The sequence below is a fragment of the Winogradskyella epiphytica genome (assembly GCF_003217215.1).
Classification (GTDB): Bacteria; Bacteroidota; Bacteroidia; order Flavobacteriales; family Flavobacteriaceae; genus Winogradskyella; species Winogradskyella epiphytica.
Genome location: NZ_QJTD01000001.1, coordinates 513,912 through 530,943 on the forward strand (window position 1 = coordinate 513,912; position 17,032 = coordinate 530,943).

The 17,032-nt window shown below is 33.8% G+C and carries 16 protein-coding genes; 10 read left to right on the top strand and 6 right to left on the bottom strand.

Annotated elements, in window-relative coordinates:
• The first annotated feature begins 109 nt into the window (after positions 1-109).
• Entirely contained in the window at positions 110-1,711 is a 1,602-nt protein-coding gene (locus tag DFQ11_RS02245; protein WP_308425317.1) for an Ig-like domain-containing protein, read from the top strand.
• Here DFQ11_RS02245 and DFQ11_RS02250 read toward each other — a convergent pair.
• From DFQ11_RS02250 to DFQ11_RS02265, 4 genes are all read right to left on the bottom strand, one after another.
• Positions 1,695-2,477: an amidohydrolase gene (locus DFQ11_RS02250; protein ID WP_110473984.1), complete on the bottom strand. Its 783-nt coding sequence runs from the start codon at positions 2,475-2,477 to the stop codon at positions 1,695-1,697. The genes DFQ11_RS02245 and DFQ11_RS02250 overlap by 17 nt on opposite strands.
• Positions 2,478-2,482: 5 nt before the next feature.
• Complete coding sequence (locus DFQ11_RS02255; RefSeq protein ID WP_146221487.1) at positions 2,483-2,971, bottom strand: hypothetical protein; 489 nt, start codon at positions 2,969-2,971, stop codon at positions 2,483-2,485.
• Positions 2,972-2,976: 5 nt separating this feature from the next.
• Entirely contained in the window at positions 2,977-3,525 is a 549-nt protein-coding gene (locus tag DFQ11_RS02260) for a hypothetical protein (protein ID WP_110473986.1), read from the bottom strand.
• 77 nt (positions 3,526-3,602) lie between these two features.
• Positions 3,603-4,745, bottom strand: a complete 1,143-nt coding sequence (locus tag DFQ11_RS02265) for a methionine aminotransferase (protein WP_110474804.1) — start codon at positions 4,743-4,745, stop codon at positions 3,603-3,605.
• A gap of 83 nt (positions 4,746-4,828) precedes the next feature.
• Here DFQ11_RS02265 and DFQ11_RS02270 point away from each other — a divergent pair, with 83 nt between their 5' ends.
• Complete coding sequence (locus DFQ11_RS02270) at positions 4,829-6,928, top strand: S46 family peptidase (protein ID WP_110473987.1); 2,100 nt, start codon at positions 4,829-4,831, stop codon at positions 6,926-6,928.
• A gap of 255 nt (positions 6,929-7,183) precedes the next feature.
• Here DFQ11_RS02270 and ahcY read toward each other — a convergent pair whose 3' ends face one another.
• The gene (gene ahcY / locus DFQ11_RS02275; protein WP_110473988.1) at positions 7,184-8,500 is read right to left on the bottom strand and encodes an adenosylhomocysteinase; all 1,317 of its coding nucleotides are present in this window, start codon (positions 8,498-8,500) and stop codon (positions 7,184-7,186) included.
• Between the two features lie 134 nt (positions 8,501-8,634).
• On the opposite strand from ahcY, the gene DFQ11_RS02280 reads away from it, so the two are divergent.
• The 8 genes from DFQ11_RS02280 to DFQ11_RS02315 all read left to right on the top strand — a co-directional run bounded on the left by DFQ11_RS02280 (position 8,635) and on the right by DFQ11_RS02315 (position 16,421).
• Complete coding sequence (locus DFQ11_RS02280) at positions 8,635-9,261, top strand: 4'-phosphopantetheinyl transferase family protein (RefSeq protein WP_110473989.1); 627 nt, start codon at positions 8,635-8,637, stop codon at positions 9,259-9,261.
• A 129-nt stretch (positions 9,262-9,390) separates the two neighbouring features.
• Positions 9,391-10,116 carry a geranylgeranylglyceryl/heptaprenylglyceryl phosphate synthase gene (locus DFQ11_RS02285; protein ID WP_110473990.1) on the top strand — a complete coding sequence of 242 codons (726 nt, stop codon included), beginning with the start codon at positions 9,391-9,393 and terminating at the stop codon, positions 10,114-10,116.
• Between the two features lie 87 nt (positions 10,117-10,203).
• Positions 10,204-10,464 (top strand): hypothetical protein, encoded by a 261-nt coding sequence (locus DFQ11_RS02290; protein WP_110474805.1) that lies wholly within the window; start codon positions 10,204-10,206, stop codon positions 10,462-10,464.
• Entirely contained in the window at positions 10,448-11,077 is a 630-nt protein-coding gene (pnuC, locus tag DFQ11_RS02295) for a nicotinamide riboside transporter PnuC (RefSeq protein ID WP_110473991.1), read from the top strand. Before DFQ11_RS02290 ends, pnuC begins: the two co-directional genes overlap by 17 nt.
• Positions 11,038-11,604, top strand: coding sequence for an AAA family ATPase (locus tag DFQ11_RS02300; RefSeq protein WP_110473992.1), 567 nt, complete (start codon positions 11,038-11,040; stop codon positions 11,602-11,604). Before pnuC ends, DFQ11_RS02300 begins: the two co-directional genes overlap by 40 nt.
• Entirely contained in the window at positions 11,601-13,157 is a 1,557-nt protein-coding gene (locus DFQ11_RS02305) for a DUF4301 family protein (RefSeq protein WP_110473993.1), read from the top strand. Before DFQ11_RS02300 ends, DFQ11_RS02305 begins: the two co-directional genes overlap by 4 nt.
• Entirely contained in the window at positions 13,157-13,564 is a 408-nt protein-coding gene (gene arfB, locus DFQ11_RS02310) for an alternative ribosome rescue aminoacyl-tRNA hydrolase ArfB (protein ID WP_110473994.1), read from the top strand. The genes DFQ11_RS02305 and arfB overlap by 1 nt, the downstream gene beginning before the upstream one ends.
• A 535-nt stretch (positions 13,565-14,099) precedes the next feature.
• Positions 14,100-16,421 carry a TonB-dependent receptor gene (locus DFQ11_RS02315; RefSeq protein WP_110473995.1) on the top strand — a complete coding sequence of 774 codons (2,322 nt, stop codon included), beginning with the start codon at positions 14,100-14,102 and terminating at the stop codon, positions 16,419-16,421.
• Here DFQ11_RS02315 and DFQ11_RS02320 read toward each other — a convergent pair.
• Entirely contained in the window at positions 16,418-16,849 is a 432-nt protein-coding gene (locus tag DFQ11_RS02320; RefSeq protein ID WP_146221488.1) for a Rieske (2Fe-2S) protein, read from the bottom strand. The two genes, DFQ11_RS02315 and DFQ11_RS02320, sit on opposite strands and share 4 nt — an antisense overlap.
• Positions 16,850-17,032 lie beyond the last annotated feature (183 nt).

Consider the following 17,032-nt stretch of genomic DNA (forward strand, 5'->3'; position numbering starts at 1 on the left):
TAATTGGTGAAATTCGTGTCAAAAGGAAAATCTAAAAATGAAACGTTTTGGCTGTTATCATTTATATCGTTTCTTTGTGCTAAATTATTTTCAATAGATGCATTTCTCTGTGATACGAATATTAGGTCTAATTATTATAGCTTTAAGTGTTGCTAGTTGTGCCAATCGCGGGACACCTTCTGGAGGCGAAAAAGATGTAGATCCACCTGTAATATTAGAGTCTAGACCTGAAAATTTCTCGACTAACTTTAAAGGTAATGAGATTGTTATTCGCTTTGATGAATATGTAAAAATCAAGGACCTTCGTAAACAACTTATCGTTTCCCCTCCAATGGACACTGACCCTATAGTAACTCCAATGGGTGGCGCTAGTAAGTATATCACTATTAAAATTCAGGACACTTTACTTCCTAATACTACTTATGCTTTTAATTTTGGAGAGAGTATTGTAGATAACAACGAACAGAATCCATATCCCTACTTTCGTTATGTGTTTTCTACAGGAAATACAATCGACTCTCTTTCTGTAAAAGGATATGTTGAAGATGCCCTACTTAAAGAGCCAGAAACCTTTGTTTCGGTAATGCTTTATGAAGTAGACTCAACGTACAATGACTCTATTGTTTATAAACAAAAACCAAGATATATTACAAATACATTAGACAGCTTAACTACGTTTAATATTGAAAATATAAAAGCTGGAAAGTATAAATTAATCGCTTTAAAAGATAAAAACTCAAATTATTTATTCGATCAAAAAGCAGATAAGATTGGTTTTCATGAAGGCTATATCACAGTGCCATCGGACTCGATGTATCCTTTAAAACTATTTAAGGAAGAAATTAATTTCAAAGCCATAAGACCATCACAGGATGGAGAAACAAGACTTATCTTTCCTTATGAAGGAAGTTATGAAAATATGCGAATTGACGTCTTAGGCGATACACCTGAAGGTTATAAAACTCGAATTGTTAAAGACCAAACCAAAGACACTTTGTACTATTGGTATCAACCTAAATTTGAAGCAGACTCTACATTTTTTCTTGTCACTAATGAAAAATCAGTTGACACGTTTAAACATCGCTTCAGAAAGCTTAAAGCAGATTCTTTAGTATTAAAATCCTTAACATCTAGCATCTTAAACTTTGAAGACGAATTCACAATAGGCGCTAACATTCCATTATCTAAAATTGATAGAACAAAAATTAAGATCATCGATAAAGATTCTTTAGAGGTAGGCTTCGAGGTGGAATATGATTCAATATATAATAAATACAAATTTCCAATTGCTAAACAAGAAGGTCAGACCTACAATTTCACCTTCCTTCCTGAAGCTTTTACAGATTTTTATAATGCTTCGAATCAAGACACACTGACTTATAATCTGAGGACAAAAATGAAGTCTGAATATGGTAATGTACGTGTTAGACTTAAAAACGCTAAACTTCCACTAATCGTTCAATTGGTCGACAACAAAGGAAATGTGATGTATGAAAAATTAGCCACAGAATCTCCCGTGGTAGACTTCAATAATTTAGTCCCAAGACAATATGCATTACGTGTGATTCATGACACTAATGGAAATGGAAAATATGATACAGGGAATTTCCTTTTAGGTATTCAGCCAGAACGTGTAAGTTATTTGGAAACAGAAATGGACGAGGTACGTTCCAACTTCGATCAAATTATAGATTTTATACTTTTAGACTAAAAGAGTCTCTATCTTTTAAAAAACTAAGTTTATCTCTATAGGTTTTAATTTGATCTTTCTTAAGGGTTACAATTTCCGTGGCATCTTCAGATTCCTTTAAAGTATCTAATCGGTTCCCTAAGACATCGTAAGCCACAGAATGACCACTGTATTCATGATTGTTTCCGTCGAGCCCTACTCTATTGACACCAATACAGTAAGTCATATTCTCGATAGCTCTTGCTTTTAACAATGTATCCCAAGCCGTAATACGGACTTTTGGCCAACTCGCTATATAAACTAGAAGGTCATAGTCTTCCACATTTCTTGCCCAAACAGGAAAGCGCAAATCGTAACAAACAAGCGGACAAATTTTCCAACCTTTGTATTCAAAAATCACCTTTTCAGTTCCTGCTGTATAGACTTTATGTTCGTTTGCTAAAGTGAAGGTATGGCGTTTATCGTATTTTGTAATAGCGCCCGAAGGCTCTACACAAACCATACGATTATAAAAGTTGTCATTTTCAGTAATTACAAGACTTCCCATTAAGACAGCTTGTTTTTCTTTAGCTTTCTCTTTTAACCATTCTATAGTTCTACCTTCCATAGTTTCAGCAACAGCCGAAGGATTCATAGTAAATCCTGAAGTAAACATTTCAGGAAAAACAATAAGATCAACTTCGCTAGAAAGCGCGTTGATCTTATCATCTAGTAAACGTCTATTGGCCTCAGGATCTTCCCAAACTAAATCCGTTTGTACTAAGGCAACATTTAATGTCTTGCTCATTGTACTTATAGTTTTCTTTTTGCTACTTCCATTCTTTTTGAAAGCTTTTCAAGTTGTTTAAGCCACTTGGCTTCATCAACAGGAGACAATTTACCCTTATCTTTTAATCTTTCAAATTTCTTCTGTGAATTTTGGAGATTGCGCTGCGCTTTATCGTAGTTCCTCTTAAGTTTTTGTTTTTGTTTTAATTCTTTTTCAGCTTTCTTTTGAGCTTTTTCAGCCCTCTTCTGTGCCTTTTCTGCCTGTTTCTTTTCTTTTTCTAACTTTTCAGATCGTTTAATAGCCTCTTTTTCTAATTTCAGTTTTTTAGAAATTGTTGTAGCTTCTAATAAAATCGCGTCTTTTAATTCTAGATCTAAGGTTGAAGTCACCTCTTTTCCTTCCAAAAAGATTTTCTCCTTTTTAACCTCATAGGTTTTTCCATCTTTCACTACTTCTTGCGCGTTTAAAAACAACGCAAATACAAGACAAATACTAGTAAGTATATATTTCATGTTTTCTACTTATTTAAGTTATCCATTTCTATTTTGGCTTTTTTTAGATCTTCTTCCCAACCTTCAAATCTTTTTTGCCATTTTTCTTCGTCACGAGGAGATAATTTCCCTTTAACTTTAAGCTTTTCGTAGCGCTCTAGCTTACTAGCGAGACGTTTTTCCGCCTTCAAATAAGCCTCACGCGCTTTTTCTTGAGCTTTTAACTTTTTTTCTAAGTCTGCCTGCTTCTTTTCAATTTCCTTACGCTTTTCTTCAGCTTCTTTTCTCTTCTTCTCAGCCTCCTTTTGAACTTTCTCTAACTCTTTCTGCTTCTTGTCTAGTTCTTCTTGACGTTTTAAAGCCTCTATTTTCGCTTTTCGTTGGGCCTCTACGGCAGATTCAATTTCAGCTTTTCGTTCTTCAGATAAACTTTCAGCAACGTCAATGCCATCATTTATAATTTTATTACCCTTTAGTTCGTAAACGGTTCCGTCTGAAGTAATAACACGTTCGCTACTACCACAAGATACGATTAAGGCCAACAAAAGACAAGTTATTAAGTATTGATATTTCATGATATAATAAGTTATTTGGTTCTTAATAATAAGACCCAAATAAACTGGAACGTCACAGCATTACCAAAGATTTAACATTAAATTTCATTAATGATTTCAGCAGCCTGCACTAAGGTTTCGTTAGTTTTGGCAAAACAGAATCGCAAGACCTTATCATCTTTACCTTTTTCGTTAAAAACTGACAGTGGAATTCCCGCAATTTTATGTTCCTCAGTTAATCGTTTAGCAAAATCTACGTCGTATTCATCCGTTATTTCGGAATAATCTAAAACCTGAAAATAAGTTCCTTTAGAAGGTTGAAACTTAAATCTAGACTCCGAAATTAAATTTAAAAACAAGTCACGTTTACGTTGGAAAAATGTATTCAGACTTAAATAGGTTTCGGCATCTTGCATATAATCTGCAATGCCTTTTTGCGAAGGATGATGAACGGAAAACACATTAAACTGATGTACTTTTCTAAATTCCACCATCAATTCTTCCGGTGCACAACAGTACCCAATTTTCCAACCTGTATTATGAAATGTTTTTCCGAAGGAAGCTGTAATAAAACTGCGTTGTTTTAAACCTTGAAACAAACAGGCACTTTGGTGTTGTGCTTTGTCAAATACAATATGTTCGTAAACCTCATCACTCAATACAATGATATTTGTATTCTCTGTTAATTTTTGAAGTTGAAGCATATCCTCTTTAGACCAAATTGTGCCGCTTGGATTATGAGGCGAATTAATAATAATCATCTTAGTCTTCGATGTGATTTTTGAAGCGACTTCATCCCAATCTACTTCATAATTTGGTGCCGACAATTGAATAGGAATCGTTTTTCCTCCATTGATTTCTACAGCGGGTTCATAACAATCGTAAGCCGGCTTAAACATAATAACCTCATCATCTGATCTTATAAAAGCCGAAATAATTGTATAAATAGCCTGGGTTGCTCCAGCTGTAACCGTAATTTCTTTTTCCGGATGATAGGTGTTTTTATAAAGCAATTCGTATTTATGAGAAATCGCCAATCGCAAATCTAAATTCCCAGCCATTGGCGCATATTGATTGTAGCCATTATTCATTGCTTCAGCGACTAGGTCATTCAACTTTTGTGAACTAGGATAATTCGGAAATCCTTGTGATAAATTTATAGCATTGTGCTCTTTTGCCAAGGCACTCATCACCGTAAAAATAGTAGTGCCTGTATTTGGTAATTTTGATTTGAAATTCATAAAATATCGTGCTTTATTAGCTAAAACATTAAAGATATGAAACAAGCTTTTCTATCTTTACAAAAAATCAAAAAATACGAATCATGCGCTTTTTAAAAATTATTTTCTTTTTTATTGTCGTTCAAGTTTCTGCCCAACAAGGAGGCATGTGGATTCCTTCATTATTAGAAGGAATGAACGAAGATGAAATGCAAAGTTTAGGCAGTAAATTAACTGCAAAAGACATTTACGATGTAAACAATTCAAGCCTTAAAGATGCTATCGGTCATTTTAATGGTGGCTGTACAAGTGAGGTTATTTCTCCAAAAGGCTTATTATTAACGAATCACCATTGTGGTTATAGCCAAATTCAATCGCACTCCACTTTAGAAAACGATTATTTAAAAGATGGTTTTTGGGCTATGAATTTGAAGGAAGAAATTCCTAATGAAGGCTTATTCGTAGAATTCATAGTTAGAATCGAAGACATTACTGAAGCTATGTTGAAAGATGTTTCCGATGACTTAAGTCCACGTGAAAAGCAATCTAAAATTGATATCAACAGAAATAAAGTTGAAAAGAATATCAAAAAAGAAGACTGGCAAGATTTTAAAATAAAAGCTTTTTACCAAGGCAATCAATACTTCTTATTCATTACAGAACGTTATGAAGATGTTCGTTTAGTTGGAACTCCACCAAACAGCATTGGTAAATTTGGTTCAGATACAGACAACTGGGTTTGGCCAAGACATACAGGAGATTTCGCTTTATTTAGAATTTATGCTGACAAAAACAACAAACCAGCAAAATACCATAAAGACAATGTACCATACACGCCAAAACACTTTTTACCAGTGTCTTTAGATGGGGTTGAAGAAGGTGATTTTACAATGGTATTTGGTTTCCCAGGAAGAACTAATGAATATTTACCGTCAGTTGCTGTAGCTCAAATTACACAAAAAGTAAATCCATCAAATATTGCGATCAGAGAAGCCGCTTTAAAGGTAATTGATGCTAATATGAAAGCAGATGATCAAATTAGAATTCAATACGCTTCGAAACAAGCACGAACTGCCAACTCATGGAAGAGATGGATTGGTGAAAACTTAGGAATCGAAAAAAGTGGTGCTGTAAAAATTAAGCAGGATTTTGAAAAAGAATTCACAAAAGGACTTAAGGCGCAAGGTAAAGAAGCTCAGTACGGACATCTTTTACCAGAATTTGAGCGCTTGTATAAAGAGTTTGAAAATGTCAATGTAACTCGCAACCAATTTGTAGAAGTTTTTATTCGCACCAATGAATTAATGCAAATGATGCTGCGACTAACACAATTGGAAATGGCCGCTCAAGGTGGCGAAGCGACTTTTGCAAAAGCCAAAGAAACTGTGATAAACCAATTAAAAGGAATTCACAGGAATTATAATGTCAAGGTTGACAAAGGTGTTTATGAAGCCGTTATGCCTTTATACAAACCTAATAATGTTGATGCTGGAATATATGACAAAACCATCTTTACAGATTTAGATAAAGCGTTAAAAGCATTAGAAGGCGATTCTAAAACCGTAATTCAAAGAATTAATAACGATCCGGCTTATGCCTATGCGAAACCAATGGTTTTAGAATTCTATAGCTCTCTAGACCCAGAATTTCAGCGCATAAACACAGAAATAAATGCTTTACAAGCAACCTATATGAAAGCTTTAATGGAAGTGATGCCAGAAGAACGCTATTTCCCTGATGCGAATAGCACTTTACGTGTGACGTATGGTAAAGTAAATGGATATGCGCCAAGAGATGCTGTTCAATATGAGCCTGTAACTTATTTAGAAGGTGTTATTGAGAAGTACGTACCTGGAGATTACGAATTTGATGTACCTCAAAAGTTGATTGATTTATACGAAGCAAAAGATTACGGACAGTACGCCGATAGTAATGGAAAAGTTCCAGTTTGTTTCTTAGGAACTAATCATACCACAGGTGGAAACTCTGGTAGTCCGGCCATTGACGCTGAAGGTAATTTAGTTGGACTAAACTTTGATAGAGTTTGGGAAGGAACTATGAGTGATATTTATTACGATCCAGAAATCTGTAGAAATATTATGGTGGACGTACGTTATGTGCTTTTTATTATTGATAAATATGCTGGAGCAAAGCATTTAATTGATGAAATGAAATTGGTTCACCCAAAGAAGAATAAGAAGTAAAAAATACTCTTTATAACTATTAAAAGACCTCATGAGTTTCAAAATTCATGAGGTCTTTATTTTTATTTCATTACATCAGATGAGTTAAAGCCTTACCGATTGAAATAAGCTATAACAGATGATCATTAAAACTTCTCGATACAATTCCTCGTACTATGGCATCATACCAAATGACAATTTCAGGCAACAAAAAACCCTCACATTACTGCGAGGGTTTAATTTTATAAATCTATTAAAGCATTACGCTTCATTCATCTAATAACGATAGTGTTCTGGCTTATATGGACCTTCAACCTCAACACCAATATATTTCGCTTGGTCTGGTTTTAATTCAGTGAGCTCAACGCCTATTTTCTCAAGGTGTAATTTCGCCACTTTTTCATCTAAATGCTTTGGTAGCATATAAACATCGTTTTCGTATTTATCGCTGTTCTTCCAAAGTTCAATTTGCGCTAAGGTTTGGTTTGTAAATGAATTACTCATTACAAAACTTGGGTGACCAGTTGCACAACCTAAGTTTACTAAACGCCCTTCAGCTAAAAGGATGATATCTTTACCATCAATAGTATACTTATCTACTTGTGGCTTGATAGTATCTTTAGTATGACCATATTTTTCATTTAACCAACCTACTTGGATTTCATTATCAAAGTGACCAATATTTGCAACGATTACTTTGTCTTTCATCGCTTCAAAATGCTCAGCTCTTACAATGTCTTTGTTTCCTGTAGTAGTAATAATGATATCCGAATTTGCAACCACAGTTTCTAATTTCTTCACTTCAAAACCATCCATAGCCGCTTGTAAAGCACAAATTGGATCAATTTCAGTAACGGTAACAATACTACCAGCACCTTTAAAAGAAGCAGCAGTTCCTTTACCAACATCTCCATAACCACAAACCGTTACACGTTTTCCAGCTAACATAATATCTGTTGCTCTACGAATCGCATCTACAGCAGATTCTTTACAACCATATTTATTATCGAACTTAGATTTAGTTACAGAATCATTTACGTTAATAGCTGGCATTGTTAAAGTACCATTCTTAACACGCTCATAAAGTCTGTGAACTCCAGTCGTAGTTTCTTCAGATAAACCTTTAATTCCAGCAGATAATTCTGGGTATTTATCTAAAACCATATTCGTTAAATCACCACCATCATCAAGAATCATGTTTAATGGCTTACGATCTTCACCAAAGAATAATGTTTGTTCTATACACCAGTCAAACTCTTCTTCTGTCATGTCTTTCCATGCATACACAGCCGTTCCTGTAGCAGCAATTGCAGCAGCAGCCTGATCTTGTGTAGAGAAAATATTACATGAACTCCAAGTCACTTCAGCACCTAAAGCTTGTAGTGTTTCAATTAAAACAGCCGTTTGAATCGTCATATGCAGACATCCAGCAATACGCGCTCCTTTTAAAGGTTGCTCATCCTTATATTCTTCTCTTAGACTCATTAAACCTGGCATTTCTGCTTCAGCCAATTCAATCTCTTTTCTTCCCCAAGCCGCTAACGACATATCTTTTACCTTATTAGGCACGTAAGTAACTGATTTTGTACTCATATTATTTTCTCCTTGTTTTTTTAAATTTATACTTGCCTTTGGCTTTATGGCTTAAATAACTAAATTCGCTACATCAAAAATACCAAACTCGCCTAAGGCGATGCAAAGATAATCAATAACATTCAGAATCCTAAATGCCACTTTATAAATCCATTAGTGTTAATTCACAAACTACTGTTAAAATCTGGAAGATTGAAGAATCGTATGACGAATTAATGAAGCCTTTAGATTTAAGACCACAAAGTTTACAACGTGTATTAGGTATGAAAAGTGAACTGCACCAACGTGGCTTTTTAAGTGTGAGACATTTGTTACGTGAATTCGGTTATACGGATCCGGATTTGTTTTATGACAAGAATGGTAAACCTCATCTTAAAGATGGAAAGCATATTTCGATTACACATTCATTTACATTTTCAGGTGTAATAGTTAGCGAGTCTCCTGTGGGAATTGACATTGAAAAGCAACGTGAGAAAATTGGGATTATCGCACATAAATTTGTGGATTATGAGTACAATTATCTGAAAGAAACAGACGAAGATTATATAAGACGACTAACCGTAATTTGGGGAATAAAAGAGTCCCTTTATAAACTTTTCGCCACGCCAGGAATGTTGTTTAGAGAGCATTTTTTAGTGATTCCGTTTATGATGAAAGACGGTAATACCATCGCATGGATAGATTATAAAAACAAAAAATACAGATATAATACTGCGTTTTTAGAGTTTGAAGGTTTTACTTGCGCCTATGTGGTTCCCTAATTAGGGATAGTTGGTGAGTGGTGAGAATAAATAATGACGCAAGACATAGGCCGTTTTATGAAAATTGAGACTACAAGAATTTCAATTTTATTTCTTGAGCTTTTTTTAATGGCAATTTGTGATAACTAAATGAATTTAAAGCGTAATACGATATTAGAATCAATACAATCAGCTAAAAAAAATTTGGCCGTATTAATCGATCCTGACAAAATGAAGACTCAGGATGTGTCTGGATTTATATCAAAAGTCAACCAGTCATTAGCGACACATATTTTTGTTGGAGGAAGCGAGGTCGATGAAGGCCAAACAGACGCCTTAGTTGAGGAGATAAAAAAGCATACTCAACTTCCTGTTATCCTATTTCCTGGCGACGTGATTCAAATTACAAATAAAGCCGATGGTATTCTATTTCTGTCTTTAATTTCAGGACGAAATCCTGATTATTTAATAGGAAAGCAAGTAGAAGCTGTTTCAAAACTTTCTAATACCCATCTCGACATCATTCCAACGGGTTATCTCCTTATTGAAAACGGAAAAGAAACAGCAGTTCAACGTGTTAGCCAAACAAAACCAATTAAGCGAAGTGATATTCAAACTATTAAAGACACCGCTAAAGCCGGCGAATTACTGGGCATGAAACTCATATATCTCGAAGCTGGAAGCGGCGCAACGCACCCCATTGAACCTCAAATTATTTCCGAAGTAAAACAACAACTCAACATTCCTTTAATCGTAGGCGGAGGCATAAGATCTAAATCGGAAATGGAGTTAGCTTATAATGCTGGAGCAGATGTAGTAGTTATTGGAACGGCATTTGAAAACGACGAAAACTTCTTTGAAGAATTAAAAACATAAATACTGAAGTGAACGAAGAAGGCCATCATCTGATTTGTATGTACTATCTTCTTAAGCAAATTATAACAACCATTGGCAATAACTATTATGAAAATATCAATAGAATTAACCCTTACACCGCTTAAAGACGATTATGAATCACATATCATCGACTTTATAAAACGTTTACGAGCATCAGAGTTTACAGTTTTAGAAAATCCTTTAAGCACACAGATTTATGGTGACTTTGATAAGCTAATGCCATTTGTTACTCAAGAAATAAAACAATCTTTTTCAGAGATTGATATAGCAGTGTTAAATATGAAGATTGTAAAAACAGACCGAAGCGATTATGAGCCAAATTTCTGATTTTTTTCTTGAACCCTATCGGACTGCTTCAGCCTTCAATATCATTCTTGAAATTATTGCGGTGACTTTTGGAATTGCTAGTGTGATGTATGCCAAAAAAGAAAACATCTTAGTATTTCCAACAGGTATCATTAGTACAGCTATTTTTGTCTATGTCTGTTTTATCTTTGAACTTTATGGAGATTTCACCATCAATATCTACTACACCTTAATGAGTGTATATGGTTGGTATATGTGGAGTCATTCATCGCAAGGGGACATCCTTGAAATCACAAAAGCAACTTCAAAAGATTGGCTAAAAACAGGGATGATATTCTTAGTGACCATAATCTTTATTGTTGCCGTCTATTTATACTTCAATCGATTCGACAGAACTACCGATTACATCGATACAATAACAACAGGAATTTTCTTTGCAGCAATGTGGTTAATGGCCAATAAAAAAATTGAACATTGGCTGTTATGGATTGTTGCAAATTTCATTTCAGTTCCGTTGTACTTTGTAAAAGGTTTGGGCTTTACTGCAATTCAATTTATTATATTCTTAATTTTAGCAGTTCAAGGCTATAACGAATGGAAAAAAAGCTTAAACAAGAAGCAGCAGACTGCATAAAAGTAGTTTTATTTGGCCCCGAGTCTACTGGAAAAACTGTACTTGCAAAACGATTAGCGGAACATTATAATACCGTTTATGTCCCAGAATATTCACGAGAATATGCAGAAGCGAAACTTAAAAAAAAGGAAACATTAACGAAAGAAGATGTATTGCCAATTGCTATTGGGCAAATGAAAAATGAAAATGAGTTCGCTAAAAGAACAGATTCTGTTTTAATTTGTGATACCGATTTGTTAGAAACAAAGGTGTATGCTGAAGTCTATTATCCAGGAACATATCATCCGCTCATTAAAAAATATGCCGCAGAAAACACTTACGATTTATACTTTTTAACGTATATTGATACCCCTTGGGAAGCCGATGGAATTCGTGATAAACCTAATGAAAGAGAACAAATATTTCAAGCTTTTCAAAAAGCTTTAATAGACTATAACAAACCTTATGTTTTACTAAAAGGCGATTTGGAAACGCGGTTTAAAAAGGCAGTAAAGCTTATTGATGACTTATTAAGTAACAAGAAATGAATTTGACAGAAAAAGATATAAAACAAATTGAAGATAAAGGTTTAACTATTGAAAAAGTTAAGGCACAAATAGAACTTTTTAAAACCGGAATTCCTTTTGTAAATCTGCAAGATGCTGCAAATATAGGTTCTGGAATATTAAGACTATCAGAAACTGAAAAAGATCAAGCTATTAACTTTTTTGAAAGTAAAAGAAATGCTAAACGCATTCTGAAATTTGTTCCAGCTTCTGGTGCGGCGACAAGAATGTTTAAATTTTTGTTTCAGTTTTTACATGAATATGATTTAACTAAGGAAACCATTAATTCTTATATAAATAGAAACAAAGCCAGCGATTTATCTTTGTTTTTTGTCGGATTAGAGAAGTTTCCATTTTATGAAGAAGTCATAAATGAATCCAAAAAACTTTATCCTGATTTTAAATCTCTTTCGGAAGACGAAAAAAAGGTAATTATTATTAAAGTGCTATTAGATTCAGACAAACTGAATTACGGCTTCTATCCCAAAGGTTTATTGCCTTTTCACAAGTATGAAGATCATATTTCAACCGCTTTTGAAGAGCATTTATTTGAAGCCGCATTATATGCATCCTCTAATAATAAAGCAGATTTACATTTTACTGTTTCAGAAATACACAAGCATATATTTGATGAGGAATTTAATCGAATTCAAGAAATTGTTGAAGATAGAACAAATACAAAATTCAATATTTCATTTTCATACCAATGCCAATCAACAGATACAGTTGCTGTAACACCAGAAAACGAATATTTCAGAGAAGAAAATGGAGAATTATTGTTTAGACCATCTGGTCATGGCGCACTTTTAAACAACTTGAATAAGCAAGATGCTGACATCGTTTTTATAAAAAACATAGACAATATAGTCGTCTTTAAATATGACGAAAAGCTAGCGGAATACAAGAAAATGCTAGGTGGGATTTTATTAGAATTACAAGAACAGTCTTTTGAGTATTTAAAACAACTAGAAACTAATAATCTAAAGGACAATCAACTAAACGCTATTGTAGATTTCTTAAAAAACAAACTCTATGTCGTGTTTAGTAAAGAGTTCGAAAAATATTCTACCGAAAATCAAATTGCCTATTTAAAAGAGAAACTAAATCGACCTATTCGGGTTTGTGGAATGGTAAAAAATGAAGGTGAACCAGGAGGCGGCCCATTTTGGATTAAGGATGAAAACGGGGATGTTTCTTTACAAATTGTGGAATCTGCTCAAATTGATAAAACAAATAAAACGCAGATTAAAATACTCAATAATGCTACGCATTTTAATCCTGTAGATTTAGTTTGTGGTATTAAAAATTATAAAGGTGAAAAGTTTGATCTTAACCAATTTGTAGATCCCAATACTGCTTTTATTACCATGAAAACTAGAATGGGAAGAGATTTGAAAGCACTAGAGCTTCCTGGACTTTGGAATGGTTCTATGGCGCATTGGAATACCATTTTTGTAGAAGTCCCATTAATTACTTTTAATCCGGTAAAAACGGTCACTGACTTGCTAAAAGCCACCCATCAAATTAACGGCTAATGTTTTCTGATAAAGCACTTATTTCAGAATTAAATTATAAGTACGTTCGAAGCTCAGGAAGTGGTGGTCAAAATGTGAATAAGGTTTCGTCTAAAGCCGAGTTGTATTTCGATATTGAAAACTCTACGGTCTTTAGTGATATTGAAAAAGAAAGGCTTTCCAAATTCTTTCAAAATAGATTAACTAAAGAAGGGATTTTAATTTTAGCAAGTGACGAAAGCCGCAGTCAGTTTAGAAACAAAGCATTAGTTACTCAGCGATTTTTAGAATTAATTAAGGAAGGACTGAAAGTAGAAAAGAAACGGATATCAACTAAAGTCCCAAGAGCAGTCAAGAGAAAGCGTCTAAAGTATAAGCGCATAACTTCTGAAAAAAAAGCCAATAGAAAGCCTCCGGAAATAAATTAATGCTATTATGAGACTTAGAGTGATTTTATAAAAAGTAAGATTACAGAGTTAGGTTTCTTAAAATTCCAACAAATTCTTGAACCTAAACCACTAATCCGAGCAAAATGAACTAGTAAAATCGATTCATTTGAAATATTAAAAATCAATAACTACATCAGTGTTAGCTCCTTCCGAAAATGCCTTTCAATACTATTTAAAAAGTCTAAAATCAGCTATTGATATTCTAAAATCCATTGTACCTTTGCAGCGTTCTCAAAAAAGGGGTGCTAAAATTAGTTAAGCAGTCTCTGTAAACAGTTAAAAGTAATTCTAGAAAACGATTAACTTTTACAAGACCACTAACTTTTCAAGCTGAGATCATACCCATTGAACCTAGAACAGGTAATGCTGTTTAGGAAAATAAGGAATAATGTTCCTAATGTTATATCGAGTGCAGACGAAGTACTTGAAGAGCATTAGAAAACAATTCCAAAATAAATCAATAATTAACCAAGAATAATTACCTCTTTTTATTCGATTATAGACTTATAGTCGTATGAAATCTAGTATTCTTAAATTTCAATCTAGCCATCAATTTTCAGTAGCTAGATTCAGTTTCGTCTTAAAAAATAGATTAGCCGAAACCAAATCATTATTCAACAATCTCTCACCAACAAGTCGACAGAGATTAACATTATCCATTTTTTTATTAAGTCTTTGTTCTGTTTATGGACAAGAGAAAGTACAAGACACTACTAAAGTTGAACAACTAGACGAAGTTCTTGTCAAAGCAGTAAGAGTAGATGCTAAATCGCCAATTACGCATTCCAACGTTACCAAAAAAGATTTACAAAAACGTAACTTAGGTCAAGACATTCCTATGCTACTTAACTTCTTACCATCGGTTGTAACTACCACAGATGCTGGAGCTGGAGTTGGTTATACTGGAATTAGAGTTAGAGGTGTTAGCTCACAATCTACAAACATTACTATTAACGGTATTCCGTATAATGACGCCGAGTCTTTAGGAACGTTTTGGGTAAATTTAGGTGACTTTGCTTCCTCTACTGAGAGTTTACAATTACAGCGAGGTGTTGGAACTTCAACAAATGGTTCTGGTGCTTTTGGTGCAAGTATTAACGTATTAACAGATGCGGTTTCTAAAGAGGCTTCAGGTGAAATTTCTAATTCCTTCGGAAGTTATAATACAAGAAAACACACTGTAAAATTCAGTACTGGTCTATTGAATGATCATATTGAAATTGCAGGACGTTTATCCAATATTGCTTCAGATGGTTATATCGATCGTGCTTCAGCAGATTTAAAATCTTACTTTTTACAAGGGTCTTATGCAGATGACAACACGTTAATCAAGGCTATAACCTTTGGTGGAAATGAAGTCACATATCAGGCTTGGAATGGCCTTGAGGACCCAGACAAATTAGAAAATGATCGGACTTACAATACTGCTGGAGAATATACAGACGACGAAGGCAATATTAAGTTCTACGATAATGAAGTAGACCATTATAGTCAAGATCATTACCAATTACATTGGAACCAACGCTACAATAATCAATGGTCTACAACCCTTGGTTTAAACTATACTTATGGTCGTGGCTACTTTGAACAATACAAAGAAGACCAAGATTTTGACACTTATGGTTTTAACCCAATAACTATTAACGGCGAAACTATTGATGAAACAGATGTGATTAGAAGACGTTGGTTAGACAATGATTTTTATGTTCTTAATGCCAATGCGAATTATAAAAACAACAATCTGAACTTGATTTTTGGTGGTTCGTTAAGTCATTATTCTGGTGATCATTTTGGTGAAGTAATTTGGGCGGAATATGCAAGTCAAAGCGAAATAAGAGATCGTTATTACGATGGAAACAGTCGAAAAAATGATGTATCTGTTTTCACAAAAGCAAACTATAGACTGAATGATAAGTTAAGTTTATATGGAGACCTTCAAGTGAGAAACGTGACATTCAAAACTGTTGGAACCACATCAGATTTAGTAGATTTTGAAATTGATAAGAATTTCACATTCTTCAACCCTAAAGCCGGAATCACTTACAGTCTAAACACTAATAACAATCTTTACTTTTCATATGCAAGAGCAAACAGAGAAGCTAACAGAACGGATTTTGAAAGTGACAACAATATAAAACCAGAACAGCTTAATGATTTCGAATTAGGTTGGAGACATAAAAAAGGAAATTTCGTTTTTAATGCTAATGCGTATTATATGTTATACAATCAACAGTTAGTGTTATCTGGTCGAATGGATGATGTTGGAAACCCAATTAGAACCAATAGTGGTGAAAGTTACCGCTTAGGTTTAGAGTTAGAAGCTATTATTCCTGTGACTTCACAATTAACGCTTCAACCAAATATGACGTTAAGCACGAATAAAAATAAGGAAACCGTGATTTCGTTTGATGATGAATTAAAAAACTTAGGAAAAACAGACATTATATTTTCACCTAGTTTAGTAGCTTCAAATGCTATTGTTTTTCAACCTTTAGAAAGCCTTCAAATGTCTTTACTAAGCAAATATGTTGGAGAACAATACATGAGTAATACGGAAGCTGAATTATCTAAATTAGATAGTTTCTTCATCAATGATTTCAACATTAATTATACCATTTCATTCAGAAATGACGATGGTTCAAAATCAATTTTCGATTCAATCATGTTATCAGGATTGGTAAATAACATTTTTAATGTGAAGTACGTTTCTAATGGATACTACTATACTTATGATGATAGTTGGTCTAATCCTGGCGCTATTTCAACAATTGAAGGCGCTGGTTTTTACCCACAAGCCACCACTAACTTTTTACTTGGTGCAACTTTGAAGTTCTAGTTAGTCACCAAATACACATTATTACCGAGATCCTCAACCCTGTATGGTTTTAACGTACAAGGTTGAGGATTTTCGTTAAGAGCAGTTCCTGTAATTAAACTATACTCATTACCATCGTCGCAGCCACAAGTAGCATTAAAGCCATTAATGGTCAATGTAGAACAAGCTGAAGTTGGGTGATTTGGATCTCCACCATCCCAAGCTAAAATTGAATTGGCATTAGTTCTGACTAGAATAATACCTTTATTACCATAGCCTTCTACTCGAATAGCATTCACCGGAAATAATAGTTGATTGTACTGTGGTAGATTTAAGTTTACGGTAAGATTAACACCAACATCTATCAAATAATTACAATTATAAATAGGATCGTTTTTACTACATCCAAAAATGATTACACAACTTAATATTAAAATTAACTTCTTCAATGTCTATTTTTTTTAATGATTTGAATTTTAACGAATTAAGAAGCCACATCTTCAGAACGCACGTAAATACTCGCTTTGTGAGCAAAAACCTCTGACGTTGAAAATTTTTAATGCATTTTTCTCAATAAAATTCAACCCGCAATTTACAATTATTCGAACTATACCGTAAATATTTTATATATT

Excerpts from the sequence above, each read along its gene's own strand:
- arfB (WP_110473994.1), top strand. The coding sequence starts at position 13,157 with ATGTTTTCTGATAAAGCACTTATTTCAGAATTAAATTATAAGTACGTT.
- DFQ11_RS02300 (WP_110473992.1), top strand. The coding sequence starts at position 11,038 with ATGGAAAAAAAGCTTAAACAAGAAGCAGCAGACTGCATAAAAGTAGTT.
- DFQ11_RS02290 (WP_110474805.1), top strand. The coding sequence starts at position 10,204 with ATGAAAATATCAATAGAATTAACCCTTACACCGCTTAAAGACGATTAT.
- DFQ11_RS02305 (WP_110473993.1), top strand. The coding sequence starts at position 11,601 with ATGAATTTGACAGAAAAAGATATAAAACAAATTGAAGATAAAGGTTTA.
- DFQ11_RS02270 (WP_110473987.1), top strand. The coding sequence starts at position 4,829 with ATGCGCTTTTTAAAAATTATTTTCTTTTTTATTGTCGTTCAAGTTTCT.
- ahcY (WP_110473988.1), bottom strand. The coding sequence starts at position 8,500 with ATGAGTACAAAATCAGTTACTTACGTGCCTAATAAGGTAAAAGATATG.
- DFQ11_RS02250 (WP_110473984.1), bottom strand. The coding sequence starts at position 2,477 with ATGAGCAAGACATTAAATGTTGCCTTAGTACAAACGGATTTAGTTTGG.
- DFQ11_RS02315 (WP_110473995.1), top strand. The coding sequence starts at position 14,100 with ATGAAATCTAGTATTCTTAAATTTCAATCTAGCCATCAATTTTCAGTA.
- DFQ11_RS02285 (WP_110473990.1), top strand. The coding sequence starts at position 9,391 with ATGAATTTAAAGCGTAATACGATATTAGAATCAATACAATCAGCTAAA.
- pnuC (WP_110473991.1), top strand. The coding sequence starts at position 10,448 with ATGAGCCAAATTTCTGATTTTTTTCTTGAACCCTATCGGACTGCTTCA.
- DFQ11_RS02265 (WP_110474804.1), bottom strand. The coding sequence starts at position 4,745 with ATGAATTTCAAATCAAAATTACCAAATACAGGCACTACTATTTTTACG.
- DFQ11_RS02260 (WP_110473986.1), bottom strand. The coding sequence starts at position 3,525 with ATGAAATATCAATACTTAATAACTTGTCTTTTGTTGGCCTTAATCGTA.
- DFQ11_RS02255 (WP_146221487.1), bottom strand. The coding sequence starts at position 2,971 with ATGAAATATATACTTACTAGTATTTGTCTTGTATTTGCGTTGTTTTTA.
- DFQ11_RS02280 (WP_110473989.1), top strand. The coding sequence starts at position 8,635 with ATGCCACTTTATAAATCCATTAGTGTTAATTCACAAACTACTGTTAAA.